This is a genomic window from Streptomyces sp. NPDC015139 (assembly GCF_043079785.1).
Classification (GTDB): domain Bacteria; phylum Actinomycetota; class Actinomycetes; order Streptomycetales; family Streptomycetaceae; genus Streptomyces; species Streptomyces albidocamelliae.
On record NZ_JBIBUW010000007.1, the window covers coordinates 364,167 to 378,348 of the forward strand.

A 14,182-nucleotide genomic window follows, 5' to 3' on the forward strand; every position below is an offset into this window, starting at 1 on the left:
GGGGGCTCAGAAGATCTTGCCGGGGTTGAGGATGTCCAGCGGGTCGAAGACCTGTTTCACCGCCCGCTGCATCTCCACACCGACCGGGCCGATCTCCCGCGCCAGCCACTCCTTCTTCAGCACGCCGACGCCGTGCTCGCCGGTGATGGTGCCGCCCAGCTCCAGGCCGAGGGCCATGATCTCGTCGAAGGACTCGCGGGCCCGCCGGGACTCGTCGGGGTCCTGGGCGTCGAAGCAGACGGTGGGGTGCGTGTTGCCGTCGCCGGCGTGCGCGCAGACGCCGATGGTCAGGTCGTACTTCTCGGCGATCCGCTCGACGCCCTCCAGCATGGCGCCGAGCTTCGAGCGGGGCACGCACACGTCGTCGATCATCGTCGTGCCCTTGACCGCCTCCAGCGCGGTCAGCGAGAGCCGCCGGGCCTGCAGGAGCAGCTCGGACTCGGCGGCGTCGTCGGCCGGGACGACCTGGGTGGCGCCGGCCGCCTCGCACAGGGCGCCGACGGCGGCGAGGTCGGCGGCCGGGGCGGGGGTGTCGAAGGCGGCCAGCAGCAGAGCCTCGGTGGTCTCGGGCAGTCCCATGTGGGCGAGCGCGTTGACGGCCTTGACGGTCGTGCGGTCCATCAGTTCGAGGAGGGACGGGACGTGACCGCCCTCCATGATCCGGCAGACGGCCTCGCAGGCCGCCGCCGCGGACGGGAACTCGGCGGCCACCACCAGCTGCTGGGGCGGCTTGGGCTTCAGCGCCAGGACCGCCCGGACGACGATGCCGAGGGAGCCCTCGGAGCCGACGAACAGCCGGGTGAGGTCGTAGCCGGCGACGCCCTTGGCGGTGCGGCGACCGGTGGACATCAGCCGGCCGTCGGCGAGGACGACGTCCAGGCCGAGCACGTACTCGGCGGTCACGCCGTACTTCACGCAGCACAGACCGCCGGAGGCGGTGCCGATGTTGCCGCCGATGGTGCACATCTCCCAGCTGGACGGGTCCGGCGGGTAGTACAGGCCGTGTTCCTCGACGGCGCGGGACAGGGTCGCGTTGATCACGCCCGGTTCGACCACGGCGATCCGGTCGACGGGGCTGATCTCCAGGATGCGGTCCATCTTGGTGAGGGACAGCGCGATGCAGCCCTCGGTGGCGTTGGCGGCGCCGGACAGGCCGGTGCGGGCGCCCTGCGGGACGACGGGGACGCGCAGTTCGCTCGCGGTGCGCATGACGTGCTGCACCTGCTCGACGGTGCGCGGCAGTACGACGACGGCCGGGGCGCCGGCCGGGCAGAAGCTCGCCATGTCGTGGGAGTAGGAGGCGGTGACATCGGGATCGGTGAGCACGGCCTCGGGCGGCAGGCCGGCCAGGAGCCGGTCGGTGAGGTTGCTGGTTGCCTCGTCACGAGGCGCTTCGATGCGGCTCATGATCAAAGGTTCGCACTCGCGGCCATCGGTGTGAACCCCACCCGTGCCGTCCTTGGGCCGCCCGGGTGCGCTCGTCGTATTGACGCACAGTGAGCGCCATGGACAACCGACTGAGCGTGCCGGGTACGTCCCTGAGCGCGGAGCCGCCGCCGGGGCGGCGCCGCTCCTCGCGGTGGCTGCGGCGGGTGCTCGTCACCGCGCTGGCGGGCGGTGTCGTCGCGGGGGCGGTGCTGACGCTGCTGCCCGGGGAGCGGCAGCCGGAGAGCGGGCGGGCGGCCGGGCGGCCCGCCGCCGGACCGCAGGCGCAGGCACGGACCGAGGCGCGGGCGCGGGCACAGGCTCTGACGGCGGTGACCTCCGGGGTGCCGGCCGCGCTGCCCCAGCTGACGTCGCTCATCGGGCAGCAGGAGGAGCGGGTGCGGGCGCGTCCCCGTGACGCGAAGGCGTGGGCGGTGCTGGGGTCCGCGTACGTGCAGCGGGGGAGCCGGACGGCCGACGCGGCCGACTATCCGCGGGCGGAGCAGGCGTTGCGGACCTCGCTCCAGGTGCGCGGGGAGCGGAACACCGAGGCGCTGGACGGGATGGCCGCGCTGGCGCTCGCGCGGCGCGACTTCCCGGCGGCGAAACGGTACGCCGAGCAGGCGCTGAAGGCGGCGCCGAAGCGGTGGTCGGCGTATCCCCCGCTGATCGACGCCTACAACGGGCTCGGCGACTACGAGGCGGCCCGCAAGAGCCTGGACAAGCTGCTGGGGCTGCGCACCGGTACGGCCGCGCGGCCCGCCGTGATGGCGCGGGCGTCGGCGGTCTACCGGGACCGGGGCTGGCGCGAGGACGCGGTGGCCCAGCTGACCGACGCGGCGGCCGCGGCCCAGGCCCCCGCCGAGCGGGCCGCCTATCTGGCCGGGCTCGGCCGGCTCGCCTGGGAGCGGGGTGACCTCGAGGACGCGCTGCGGCACTTCGAGGCGGCGCTGCGGCTGGAGGGCGACCAGCGGGCGGCGCAGGCCGGACGGGGGCGGACGCTGGCCGCGCTGGGCCGCCCGCGCGAGGCGGTGGCCGCGTACCGGGCGGCCCTGACCGGGGAGGCGAACCCGCAGGACGTCCTGGAACTGGGCGAGTTGTACGAGTCGCAGGGGCAGGAGGCCGACGCGGACGCCCAGTACGCGCAGCTGCGGACGCGGGTGCGGCGGGCGGTGGCGGGCGGGGTCGACGAGGACCTGCTGATCGGGCGGTTCGAGGCGGACCACGGGGACCCGTGGGACGCCGTGGAGCGGTTGCAGGAGGAGTGGCGGCGGCAGCCGGGGATCGAGGTGGCCGACGCCCTCGGCTGGGCGCTGCACCGCGCCGGCGAGGACCAGGAGGCGTTGAAGTACGCCACCATCGCGACGGACAAGGCCAAGGGGGGCGGGGTGCGCAGTGCGCCGTACGCCTTCCACCTGGGCATGATCGAGGGCGAGCTGGAGCGGTACGGCCCGGCGCGGCGGCACCTGCAGGAGGCCCTGCGGATCAACCCGCACTTCTCGCCGCTGGGCGCGCCCGAGGCCCGCAGGGCGCTGGCCGCGCTCGGTGACGTGCCGGAGGAGCCGCTCCCCGCCGAGGCCCCGTAGCGGGGCCCGGCGGGGGACGCCGCGGCTACAGGTTGCCGCGCTTCTCCTGCTCGCGCTCGATCGCCTCGAACAGGGCCTTGAAGTTGCCCTTGCCGAAGCCCATGGAGCCGTGCCGCTCGATGAGCTCGAAGAACACCGTCGGCCGGTCCTGCACGGGCTTGGTGAAGATCTGCAGCAGGTAGCCGTCCTCGTCCCGGTCCGCGAGGATCTTCAGCTCGCGCAGGGTGTCGATCGGGACACGGGTGTCGCCGACCCACTCGCCGAGGGTGTCGTAGTACGAGTCGGGGGTGTCGAGGAACTCGACGCCCGCCGCGCGCATGGTGCGGACGGTCTGCACGATGTCGTTGGTGTTCAGCGCGATGTGCTGGACACCGGCGCCGCCGTAGAACTCCAGGTACTCGTCGATCTGGGACTTCTTCTTGGCGATCGCGGGCTCGTTGATCGGGAACTTCACCTTGAGGGTGCCGTCCGCCACGACCTTGGACATCAGCGCGCTGTACTCGGTGGCGATGTCGTCGCCCACGAACTCCTTCATGTTCGTGAAGCCCATGACCTTGTTGTAGAACCCGACCCACTCGTTCATCCGGCCGAGTTCGACGTTGCCCACGCAGTGGTCGACGGCCTGGAAGGTGCGCTGGGCGGGCGGCTCGACCATCGGCTTCGCGACGGCGTAGCCGGGGAGGTAGGGGCCGTCGTAGCCGGTGCGCTCGACGAGGGTGTGGCGGGTCTCGCCGTAGGTGGCGATCGCGGCGAGGACGACGGTGCCGTGCTCGTCCTTCACCTCGTACGGCTCGGTGACCGAGCGGGCGCCGTGCTCGACGGCGTACGCGTGGGCGGCACGGGCGTCGGGGACCTCGATGGCCAGGTCGACGACGCCGTCGCCGTGCTCGGCCACGTGCTGGGCGAGGAAGTGGCCCCAGGTGCTGCTCGGCTTGATCACCGAGGTGAACACGAAGCGGGCGGAGCCGTTCTCCAGCACGTAGGAGGCGGTCTCGCGGCTGCCGTTCTCCGGTCCGGAGTACGCGACCAGCCGCATGCCGAACGCGCTGGAGTAGTAGTGCGCGGCCTGCTTGGCGTTGCCCACGGCGAAGACGACCGCGTCCATTCCCTTGACCGGGAAGGGGTCGGCCTGCCGTGCGGTGTCGGGAGTGTGATGAGTGGTCTGCGTCATAAGCGGAAGGGTGGCCCCGCCCTGCAAGGTGCGCAATAGTTTCCGCTACCACTGCGCAATCTGCTCAGTCGTATGGCCGCCCCGGCGGCCTTTCTGTACAGGATGACCACCGCGAGAGGGTCCGGATGGCGATCGACCGGCTGGACGGGCGGATCATCGTGCTGCTGGCCGAGGAGCCGCGCATCGGTGTGCTGGAGATGTCCCGGCGGCTCGGGGTCGCCCGGGGCACGGTGCAGGCGCGGCTCGACCGGCTTCAGTCGAACGGAGTCATCCGCGGATTCGGCCCGCAGGTGGACCCGGCGGCCCTCGGCTACCCGGTGACCGCGTTCGCCACCCTGCAGATCCGGCAGGGCCAAGGCGCCGATGTGCGGGCGTACTTGACGACCGTTCCGGAGGTGCTGGAACTGCTGACCACGACCGGCAGCGGAGACATGCTGTGCCGCCTGGTGGCCCGCTCCAACGCCGATCTCCAGCGGGTGATCGACCGGGTTGTCGGTTTTGATGGCATCGTCCGGGCCTCCACGGCGATCGTCATGGAGAACCCCGTTCCGCTGCGGGTCATCCCGCTGGTGGAACAGGCGTCCGCGGACAGCGAAGGGACACAGCCGACCCGGGGGTGAGCGCCGGTGAACTTCTGGGACTACCTGGGCAGCCGCCACCAGCAACTGCTCACGGACGCCTACCAGCACGCCAGCGCGGTGTTCCAGTGCATGGTCCTGGCGACCGTCCTCGGCGTGCTCCTGGCGATCGTCACCTACCGCAGCGAGTGGGCCGGCCACCTCGCCACGCTCACGACGTCCACCGTGCTCACCATCCCGTCCCTGGCGCTGATCGGCCTGCTGATCCCCGTCGTGGGGCTCGGTGTCGCGCCGACGGTGATCGCGCTGACCCTGTACGGGCTGCTGCCGATCGTGCGCAACGCCATCGTGGGGCTGCGCGGCGTCGACGCCGACCTGGTGGAGGCGGCCCGCGGCATCGGCATGTCCCGTCCGATACGGCTGCTGCGGGTCGAACTGCCGCTGGCCTGGCCGCCGATCCTGACCGGCATCCGGGTCGCCACGCAGATGCTGATGGGCATCGGCGCCATCGCCGCCTACGCGTCGGGGCCGGGCCTCGGCAACGAGATCTTCCGCGGACTCGCCTCGCTGGGCAGCAAGAACGCCCTGAACCAGGTGCTCGCGGGCACGCTCGGCATCGTCGTCCTCGCCCTCCTCTTCGACGTCGCCTACGTCCTGCTGGGACGGCTGACCATTCCCAGGGGGATCCGTGCCTGAGACATCCGTGGCGGGGGCGGCCATCGAGCTGGAGAACCTGACCAAGCGGTACCCGGGCAATCCGCAGCCGGCCGTGGACAACGTCAGCATGGACATCAGGGCCGGCGAGACGGTGGTCTTCGTCGGACCGTCGGGCTGCGGGAAGTCCACCACCCTGAAGATGATCAACCGGCTGATCGAGCCGACCGGCGGGCGCATCCGCATCGACGACGAGGACGTCACCGACATGGACCCGGTGAAGCTGCGCCGCAAGGTCGGGTACGCCATCCAGTCCGCCGGTCTGTTCCCGCACATGACCGTCGCCCAGAACATCGCCCTGGTGCCGCGGATGATCGGCTGGTCCAAGGCGCGGACCCGGGCCCGCGTGGAGGAGCTGCTGGACCTCGTCGGTCTCGACCCGGGCGACTTCCACGGCCGCTATCCGCGCCAGCTGTCCGGGGGCCAGCAGCAGCGGGTGGGGGTGGCGCGGGCGCTCGCCGCCGACCCGCCGGTGCTGCTGATGGACGAGCCGTTCGGCGCGGTCGACCCGATCACCCGCGACCACCTCCAGGACGAGCTGATCCGGCTCCAGCGCGAGCTGCACAAGACGATCGTGTTCGTCACCCACGACTTCGACGAGGCGATCAAGATCGGTGACCGGATCGCGGTCCTCCGCGAGCGTTCGCACATCGCCCAGTTCGACACCCCGGAGGCGATCCTCACCAATCCCGCCGACGACTTCGTGTCCGGCTTCGTCGGCGCGGGCGCGGCGCTGAAGCGGCTGAACCTGACCCGGGTGCGGGACGTGGAGATGCGGGGCTACCCGACGGTGACCGTGGACACCCCGCTGCAGGAGATCTTCGGCCTGCTGCGGGGCAGCGGCACCAACGAGATCCTGCTGCTCGACCGGCGCCGCCGGCCCTACAAGTGGCTGCGCCGCGGGGACCTGATGCGGGCCCGCGGCTCACTGGCGCGGGCGGGCACGCTCGTCCACGACACGGTCACCCGGGACGCCACCCTGCGGGACGCGCTGGAGGCGGTGCTCACCGACAACGCCGGCCGGGTGGCCGTCACCGGGCGGCGCGGGGAGTACATCGGCGTCGTCGACATGGAGACGCTCATGAACTCGGTGCACGAACTGCTGGAGGCCGACCGGCTGGAGGCCATGGAGGCGCAGGCCGACCTGGAGGTGGCCCGCGCCCAGCAGACCCACTTCGAGCAGGAGGGCCACGGCGGGGAGCGGAAGGCATGAGCACCGGCCGGCGGCCCGAGGGCGAGCACGAGGTGAAGGGGCTCGCCTTCCGCGACGAGGGGGAGGCCGAACAGGAGGCGCCGCCGCCCCCGCGGCAGCCGCGCACGCGCCGCCTGACCTGGCCCCGGCTGACCGTCCTGCCGGCCTTCCTGGTCCTGCTGCTGCTGGCCACGTGGCTGTGGTTCGACCAGGCGGACCTGGACACGATCTCCGAGAACGCGCTGTCGGGCGGGCAGGTCTCCAAGGCGCTGTGGCAGCACGTGAAGCTGACGGCGATCTCGACCGTGCTGGTGCTGGTCATCGCGATCCCGCTGGGCATCCTGCTGACCCGCCCGGCGTTCGGCCGGGCCACCCCGCTGGCCATGACGATCGCCAACATGGGCCAGGCCACCCCGGCGATCGGTCTGCTGGCCCTGCTGGTGATCTGGCTCGGCACCGGCACGAAGGCGGCCCTGATCGGCATCGTCGTCTACGCCGTCCTGCCGGTCCTGGCCAACACCATCGCGGGTCTGCGGGCCAACGACCCGAACCTGCTCGAGGCCGCGCGCGGTATCGGCATGTCGCCGATGGGCGTGCTCGCCCGGGTGGAACTCCCCCTCGCCGTCCCGCTGATCCTCGCGGGCGTCCGTACGGCGCTGGTCCTCAACGTGGGTACGGCGACCCTCGCGACCTTCGGCGGAGGCGGCGGCCTGGGCAGCCTGATCACCACCGGCATCACCACCCAGCGCATGCCGGTCCTGGTGCTGGGCTCCGTCCTCACCGTGGCGCTCGCCCTGCTGGTGGACTGGCTGGCCTCGCTGGCGGAGGTCCTGCTCCGGCCACGCGGACTGGAGGCCGGGACATGACGCGGCCGTGGACCCGCGGGCCCCGGCCGGCCCGCGCGTGGCGCCGTACGGTCGTGCCGCCCGCCGCACTCCTGGTGCTCGCGGCCGGCTGCGGACTGACCAGCGGCTCCCCCATGACCGACGACGTGAAGCCGGGCAGCATCGGGCGCGGGGAGCCGCTCAAGGGCGCCCGTCTCACCGTCACCTCCAAGGAGTTCACCGAGCAGCTCATCCTCGGCGCGATCATGGGGATCGCCTTCCAGGCGGCGGGCGCCGACGTCCTCGACCGGACGGGCATCCAGGGCTCCATCGGGTCGCGGGAGGCGGTCAAGAACGGGGACGCCGACGCCCAGTTCGAGTACACGGGCACCGGCTGGATCACCTACCTGGGCAACTCGAAGCCGATCCCCGATCCGCAGAAGCAGTGGGAGGCGGTCCGGGCGGCCGACCTGAAGAACGGGCTGACCTGGCTGCCGCCCTCCCGGCTGGACAACACCTACGCGCTGGCCATGAACCAGGCGAACTTCAGGAAGTACCGCACGACGACGCTGTCCGAGGTGGCCGCGCTGTCCAAGAAGGACCCGGGCGCCGTCACCCTGTGCGTGGAGGGCGAGTTCGCCAACCGGGCCGACGGACTGCCCGGCATGGAGAAGGCGTACGGCATGAGCGTGCCGGCCGCGAACGTCACACAGATGGACACCGGGATCATCTACACCCAGGTGGCGAAGGGGGCGTGCACCTACGGGGAGGTGTTCACCACCGACGGCCGCATCAAGTCGATGAACCTGGTGGTGATGGAGGACGACAAGCAGTTCTTCCCCAACTACAACGCGACGCCGGTGGTCAACACCGCGGTGCTGAAGAAGTGGCCGGCCATCGCGAGCGTCATCGATCCGGTCACCCGGAAGCTGGACAACACGGTGGCGCAGACGCTGAACGCGAAGGTGGACGTCGACGGGGAGGACCCGCACCAGGTGGCGCTGGACTGGATGAAGGCGGAGGGGTTCGTGAAGTAGGGGCTCAGCGCCCCGCGCCGGCCGTCGCTCAGCAGCTCGGGACCGCGCCCTTGCCCTTCTCCAGCGCGACGAGGGAGTCGACCGCGCTCTTCAGGGTGGTCACCGGGACCAGCCGCAGCCCCTTCGGCAGCTCCGAGGCGGCATCGGCGCACTCCGCCTTCGGCACCAGGAAGACGGTGGCCCCGTCCCGCCGGGCGGCCTGCGTCTTCAGGGCCACCCCGCCGACCGCGCCCACCTTGCCGGCGGCGTCGATCGTGCCGGTACCGGCGATGGTGCGGCCGCCCGTGAGGTCGCCGCCGCTGCCGTCCCCGTCGAGCTTGTCGATGATCCCCAGCGTGAACAGCAGACCGGCACTGGGACCGCCCACGTCGGCGAGTTTCAGCGTGACCCTGACCTTGTCCGGCTTGAGACCGAGGTACTTCAGCGCCGCCTGGGTCGCCGCGTCCTGGGACTGCCGCATCTGGGCCTCGTTGTGCTTCTCGATCTCCTTGACGGTGTCGCCGCTCGGGTAGACCGACCCCCGCGGCATGACGGCGCGGTCGGTGCGGAACCAGTTGTCGAGCACGTCGCCGAAGGACACCCGGGCGTCGGGCCCGGTCGCCTCGATCGTGGTCATCCGCAGCTGTCCGCCGGTGGCGCGGGTCGCCGCGCCGGACACGGTGATGACCGGGGTGCCCTTGTTCTCCCCGAGCACGTTCGCCGTCATGCCGGGCTGCGCCACCGAGAACGGCAGCGGAGCAAACGCCGCCGTGGCGATCAGGGCCACGACGGGCAGGGCGCAGAGGGCCACGGCCTGGGAACGTGTGAGACGTGAGAGCACGGAGTCAATCTAACCCGGCGGCTCCGCCCGGCCCCCTGCCCCTCACCCCCGTACAGGTGCCGGGACGGAGAGGTGGCCGCGGGCGGGGCGGTCAGCGCAGGGCGTCCGCGACCTCCCGCGCGGCCTCCATCACGCGCTGGCCCACCCGCTCCGGAACGGCGTCCGCCAGCATGACGACGCCCACGCTGCCCTCGACCCCGGTGACACCGACCAGTGCGGCCGCCGCGCCACTCGCGCCGGCCTCCAGCTCGCCGTGCGTGAGGGTGTAGCCGGGATCGACGGACGGCGCCTGCCGTGCGGCGAGGATCGCCCGCCCGGCCGCGCCCCGGTCCAGCGGGTGCCGGAAACCGGCCCGGTACGCCACGTGGTAATCCGTCCAGGTCGGCTCGACCACGGCGACGGCCAGCGCCTCGGTGCCGTCGACCAGGGTCAGATGCGCCGTCGCGCCTATGTCCTCGGCCAGTGCCCGCAGCGCGGGCAGCGCGGCCTCGCGTACCAGCGGATGCACCTGGCGGCCGAGGCGCAGCACGCCGAGCCCGACCCGGGCTCGCCCGCCCAGGTCACGCCGTACGAGCGCGTGCTGTTCCAGTGTGGCGAGCAACCGGTACACCACGGTGCGGTTGACGCCCAGTTTCGTGGACAACTCGGTGACGGTCAGCCCGTGGTCCGTGTCGGCCAGCAGCTTGAGGACACGCAGTCCCCGGTCGAGCGTCTGAGAGGTCTCCGCGGTCACGACGCCCACTCCTTCGGCGGTGAGGTCGGCGGACCACTGAAACGGCGGATGCGTCGTCGAGTCCCGTCGGCGACGCGCTTCAGAGGCCGCCGATCGGCAGGACGGCCCGGCGGCTCCGGACCTTGTCGCTTCACGGCTGCGCTCCGCGGCGGCGCTGCCACGGGGCGTATGCGTAGCGGGACAGTAGCGAAGCCGGTTCGCTGAGCGGAAGGCTTCGTCCAGAATCCGGGCAAGGCGAGATCCGGCCTGCCTCCATTCGTCCGGATACGCACACGCCGCTCACCGGGATCCACAGGATCGCGGGTGGGTCATCGGGGGCCGTCGGGCGGTCGCCTCACCAGGACCGTCGGGCCACCGGAACCAGGGTGACCGGTATGCGGGCGGACCGTCGGAACCGGGACGCCGGTGCCGGGCGGTTCACCGCATCCGGGTGGCCCACTCCCGCACCTTGTCGATCCGCTGCCGCAGCTGTCCCGCCGTGGCCTCCGCGCTCGGCGGTCCCCCGCACACCCGCCGCAGCTCGGTGTGGATGACACCGTGCGGCTTGCCGCTCTGGTGCACATAGGCGCCGACCAGCGTGTTCAGCTGCTTGCGCAGCTCCATCAGCTCCTTGTGCGAGACCACCGGCCGCCGCTCGGCGGGCAGCTCCAGCAGGTCCGCCTCGGTGTCCGGCTTCTTCCGGCTGTGCGCGATCTGCCGTGCCTGCCGCTTCTGGAGCAGCATCTGCACCTGATCCGGCTCCAGCAGTCCCGGAATCCCGAGGTAGTCCTGCTCCTCCTCGCTGCCCGGGTGGGCCTGCATGCCGAACTCGGCGCCGTCGTAGAGGACCCGGTCGAAGACGGCGTCGGACTCCAGCGCCTCGAAGGGCAGCATGTCCTGCTCGCCGGTGTCCTCGTCCTGCTCCTTGTTCGCCTCCTCCATCTCCTTCTCGGATTCGGCGTACGGGTCCTCCTCGCCCTCCTTCTTCGGCTTGTCGAGGGCGTGGTCCCGTTCCTTCTCCATCTCGTTGGCGAAGGTCAGCAGGTCGGGCACGGTCGGCAGGAACACCGACGCGGTCTCGCCGCGCCGCCGGGACCGCACGAAACGCCCGACGGCCTGCGCGAAGAACAGCGGTGTGGAGATCGTCGTCGCGTACACACCGACCGCGAGCCGCGGTACGTCGACGCCCTCGGACACCATGCGCACGGCGACCATCCACCGGTCGTTGCCCGCGCTGAAGTCGTCGATCCGCTTCGAGGCACCGGTGTCGTCGGACAGCACGAGGGTGGCCTTGGTGCCGGTGATCTCGCGGATCAGCTTGGCGTAGGCGCGCGCGGATTCCTGGTCGGAGGCGATGACGAGGGCACCGGCGTCCGGGATGGCCTTCCTGACCTCGGTCAGCCGCTGGTCGGCGGCGCGCAGCACGCTGGGCATCCACTCGCCGCGTGCGTCGAGCGCGGTCCGCCAGGCCTGGCTGACGGCGTCCTTGGTCATCGGCTCGCCGAGCCGCGCGGCGATCTCGTCGCCGGCCTTCGTGCGCCACCGCATGTTGCCGCTGTAGGAGAGGAAGATGACCGGCCGGACGACGTGGTCGGCGAGGGCGTTGCCGTAGCCGTACGTGTAGTCGGCGGCGGACCGCCGGATCCCGTCGTTCCCCTCCTCGTACGTGACGAAGGGGATGGGGTTGGTGTCGGACCGGAACGGCGTACCGGTGAGCGCGAGCCGACGGGTCGCCGGTTCGAACGCCTCCAGGCAGGCCTCGCCCCACGACTTCGAGTCACCGGCGTGGTGGATCTCGTCGAGGATGACGAGGGTCTTGCGCTGCTCCGCCCGGTTGCGGTGCAGCATCGGGCGCACGCCGACGCCGGCGTACGTGACGGCGACCCCGTCGTACTCCCTGCTGAGCGGCCCGGCGCTGTACTCGGGGTCGAGCTTGATCCCTATCCGCGCGGCCGCCTCCGCCCACTGCTTCTTCAGGTGCTCGGTCGGCGCGACCACGGTCACCTGCTGCACCACGTGGTGGTGCAGCAGCCAGGAGGCGAGCGTCAGCGCGAAGGTCGTCTTGCCGGCGCCGGGCGTGGCGACGGCGAGGAAGTCACGCGGCTGCTCCTGGAGGTACTTCTCCATCGCACCCTGCTGCCAGGCGCGCAGCTTGCTGGCGGTACCCCAGGGGGCCCGGCCCGGGAAGGCGGGGGAAAGGTGGTGGGAGGAGGTGGCGGCGGTGGTAGTCACGGTCTCCGTGGAGGGGGTAGGGCGGCTCGGCTACGTATGACAACCGGGCCACCCTACCGGCGGCCCACCCCCGTCAACGCCCGGACGAGGCCGGGTCGCCCGCGGGTGGGACCCACGTCACAACCGCCGCGGACGCTCCGTGATCCGCGGTACGTCACCGGGTCGCCGAAGCCCCCGTCGATGACCAGGCAGTACGCGCCGGCCCGGTCGGCCGCACCGGCGCCGGCCCGTCGGCGGCGGAGGACGACCCGCTCGGACGGCGGAAGGAGGGGGGCCGCCCCGACGGCAGAGGAAAGAGGAAGGCCCGTCCGGCGCTCACCGCTCCCGCAGCCGCCGGGTCACCCACGCGCCCACGAGCGCCACGGCCGCCGTCGGCAGGAAGACGGCCGCGAAGGCGGCGGGGCGGGTGGCGTGGGCCGCCGCGGCCGCCGTGCCGCCGCCCAGGGCCGCGAAGGCCGCGCCGGTCGCCGCCAGGAGCACGACGTTGGAGAGGGCGTCGGAGATCTGGAGCGCGGCCGAGTTGGCACCGGCCTCCTCGGGGGCGGACAGCCGCAGCAGGAGCACGCTGGTGGAGGAGATGACCAGGCCCATCCCGAAGCAGCCGAAGGCCCAGGCGACGGCGACGGTCCAGACCGGCACGGCGGGCAGCAGCACACTCGGCGCGGCCACGATCGCCGCCGCGACCAGCACCATCCCGCCGGTCGTCAGCCGCTCCCGGTACGGCGTCACGCGTGGCCGGGACTGCACCCAGGAGCCGAGCGCCCAGGTGACGCCGCCCGCCGCCAGCGAGAACCCGGCGAGCGTCGGGGACAGCCCGCGCTGGGTGACCAGCATCAGCGGGACGAAGGACTCCGCGGCGATGAAGGACCCTGCGGACAGCCCGCGCAGCAGCACGACGGAGGGCAGGCCGCGGGCGGCACGGCAGGTGCCGCGCGGGAGGAGCCCGAGGACAGCGGGCACGAGGAGGGCCGTGCCCGCCAGGCCGGGGAGGAGGGAGAGGGGGCGCAGGTCCTGGGCGGCGTACTGGAGGAGTCCGGCGCCGAGGGAGATGGCGAGGGCGAGCCGGATGCGCCGGCGGTCGAGGGGGACGGCGCCGGCCGACGCGTCGACCGGTCCGGACGCCCGCCGCCGTATCTGCGGCAGCGCGAGGGCGAGCGGGAACACGACGAGGGCCGGGATGCCGAGGAAGACCCAGCGCCAGCCCAGGTGCTCGGTGACGGCGCCGGAGGCGAGGGGGCCGACGATGGACGGTACGACCCAGCCGGCGGCGAACGCGGCCATGATCGCCGGGCGCAGGTGTTCCGGGTAGGCCCGGCCGACGACGACGTACAGGGCGACGATGACCAGCCCGCCGCCCAGGCCCTGGACCGCCCGTCCGAGGATGAACACCCACATGACGTGTGCGGTCCCGGCGACGACGAGTCCCGCGGCGAAGGCGCCGATGCCCGTGGTGAGCGCCCCGAGCGGGCCCTTGCGGTCGGACCACTGACCGGCGGCGACCATCCCGAACAGGCTGGTCGTGAAGTATCCCGAGAAGGCGAAGCCGTACAGCGCCACGCCGTCCAGCTCGCGCGCGGCGACGGGCATCGCGGTGCCGACGGCGGTCGCCTCGAAGGCGATCAGCAGCACGACGGAGACGATGCCGACACTGAGCGCCCGGTAGGACCGGCTCAGCACGCCGGCACGCTGCTCGACGGCCTGGTCCACGACGGCGGCGTCACGGGATTCAAGGGCACTCATGGCCGTCAGCGTAAGGCCCGCAGCAGGGTTTGACCCCTGTCGGTGGTCCGACCGCGCCTGCGACCTTGGTCGTACACCCCCGCTTCATGAACGCGGCATGGCGGCCCTGTTGCAGCCTGCGGTTTCCCCTTGAGCCCCCATCCGCCGGGCC

Annotated in this window: 12 protein-coding genes; 6 read left to right on the forward strand and 6 right to left on the reverse strand. The window is 72.3% G+C overall.

Features of this window, described 5'->3' with window-relative positions; all coding sequences use genetic code 11:
- Positions 1 to 6: 6 nt before the first annotated feature.
- Positions 7 to 1,413, reverse strand: coding sequence for an FAD-binding oxidoreductase (locus tag ACF08B_RS21620; protein WP_392318831.1), 1,407 nt, complete (start codon positions 1,411 to 1,413; stop codon positions 7 to 9).
- 92 nt (positions 1,414 to 1,505) lie between these two features.
- On the opposite strand from ACF08B_RS21620, the gene ACF08B_RS21625 reads away from it, so the two are divergent.
- On the forward strand, positions 1,506 to 3,011 hold the full coding sequence (locus ACF08B_RS21625; protein ID WP_392318832.1) for a tetratricopeptide repeat protein: 1,506 nt from the start codon (positions 1,506 to 1,508) through the stop codon (positions 3,009 to 3,011).
- A 25-nt stretch (positions 3,012 to 3,036) separates the two neighbouring features.
- On the opposite strand, the gene hppD is transcribed toward ACF08B_RS21625, so the two are convergent.
- Complete coding sequence (gene hppD / locus ACF08B_RS21630) at positions 3,037 to 4,182, reverse strand: 4-hydroxyphenylpyruvate dioxygenase (protein ID WP_392318833.1); 1,146 nt, start codon at positions 4,180 to 4,182, stop codon at positions 3,037 to 3,039.
- Positions 4,183 to 4,307: 125 nt separating this feature from the next.
- Here hppD and ACF08B_RS21635 point away from each other — a divergent pair, with 125 nt between their 5' ends.
- From ACF08B_RS21635 to ACF08B_RS21655, 5 genes are all read left to right on the forward strand, one after another.
- Positions 4,308 to 4,802 (forward strand): Lrp/AsnC family transcriptional regulator, encoded by a 495-nt coding sequence (locus tag ACF08B_RS21635; RefSeq protein WP_093477330.1) that lies wholly within the window; start codon positions 4,308 to 4,310, stop codon positions 4,800 to 4,802.
- A gap of 6 nt (positions 4,803 to 4,808) precedes the next feature.
- A complete protein-coding gene (locus ACF08B_RS21640) occupies positions 4,809 to 5,456 on the forward strand; it encodes an ABC transporter permease (RefSeq protein ID WP_392318834.1) in 648 nt (215 codons plus the stop codon).
- On the forward strand, positions 5,449 to 6,687 hold the full coding sequence (locus tag ACF08B_RS21645; protein ID WP_392318835.1) for a betaine/proline/choline family ABC transporter ATP-binding protein: 1,239 nt from the start codon (positions 5,449 to 5,451) through the stop codon (positions 6,685 to 6,687). The genes ACF08B_RS21640 and ACF08B_RS21645 overlap by 8 nt, the downstream gene beginning before the upstream one ends.
- The gene (locus ACF08B_RS21650) at positions 6,684 to 7,532 is read left to right on the forward strand and encodes an ABC transporter permease (protein ID WP_392318836.1); all 849 of its coding nucleotides are present in this window, start codon (positions 6,684 to 6,686) and stop codon (positions 7,530 to 7,532) included. The genes ACF08B_RS21645 and ACF08B_RS21650 overlap by 4 nt, the downstream gene beginning before the upstream one ends.
- Positions 7,533 to 7,645: 113 nt before the next feature.
- Complete coding sequence (locus tag ACF08B_RS21655; RefSeq protein WP_392318920.1) at positions 7,646 to 8,527, forward strand: glycine betaine ABC transporter substrate-binding protein; 882 nt, start codon at positions 7,646 to 7,648, stop codon at positions 8,525 to 8,527.
- A gap of 28 nt (positions 8,528 to 8,555) precedes the next feature.
- On the opposite strand, the gene ACF08B_RS21660 is transcribed toward ACF08B_RS21655, so the two are convergent.
- The 4 genes from ACF08B_RS21660 to ACF08B_RS21675 all read right to left on the reverse strand — a co-directional run bounded on the left by ACF08B_RS21660 (position 8,556) and on the right by ACF08B_RS21675 (position 14,031).
- Positions 8,556 to 9,347 (reverse strand): S16 family serine protease, encoded by a 792-nt coding sequence (locus ACF08B_RS21660; RefSeq protein WP_392318837.1) that lies wholly within the window; start codon positions 9,345 to 9,347, stop codon positions 8,556 to 8,558.
- A gap of 91 nt (positions 9,348 to 9,438) precedes the next feature.
- Positions 9,439 to 10,080, reverse strand: a complete 642-nt coding sequence (locus ACF08B_RS21665; protein WP_392318838.1) for an IclR family transcriptional regulator — start codon at positions 10,078 to 10,080, stop codon at positions 9,439 to 9,441.
- Positions 10,081 to 10,497: 417 nt separating this feature from the next.
- Positions 10,498 to 12,291, reverse strand: a complete 1,794-nt coding sequence (locus ACF08B_RS21670; protein ID WP_392318839.1) for a DEAD/DEAH box helicase — start codon at positions 12,289 to 12,291, stop codon at positions 10,498 to 10,500.
- A gap of 315 nt (positions 12,292 to 12,606) precedes the next feature.
- Positions 12,607 to 14,031 carry an MFS transporter gene (locus ACF08B_RS21675; RefSeq protein ID WP_392318840.1) on the reverse strand — a complete coding sequence of 475 codons (1,425 nt, stop codon included), beginning with the start codon at positions 14,029 to 14,031 and terminating at the stop codon, positions 12,607 to 12,609.
- Positions 14,032 to 14,182 lie beyond the last annotated feature (151 nt).

Coding starts and splice junctions, on each gene's coding strand:
- ACF08B_RS21675 (WP_392318840.1), bottom strand. CDS start 14,031: ATGAGTGCCCTTGAATCCCGTGACGCCGCCGTCGTGGACCAGGCCGTC.
- ACF08B_RS21635 (WP_093477330.1), top strand. CDS start 4,308: ATGGCGATCGACCGGCTGGACGGGCGGATCATCGTGCTGCTGGCCGAG.
- ACF08B_RS21625 (WP_392318832.1), top strand. CDS start 1,506: ATGGACAACCGACTGAGCGTGCCGGGTACGTCCCTGAGCGCGGAGCCG.
- ACF08B_RS21650 (WP_392318836.1), top strand. CDS start 6,684: ATGAGCACCGGCCGGCGGCCCGAGGGCGAGCACGAGGTGAAGGGGCTC.
- ACF08B_RS21655 (WP_392318920.1), top strand. CDS start 7,646: ATGACCGACGACGTGAAGCCGGGCAGCATCGGGCGCGGGGAGCCGCTC.
- hppD (WP_392318833.1), bottom strand. CDS start 4,182: ATGACGCAGACCACTCATCACACTCCCGACACCGCACGGCAGGCCGAC.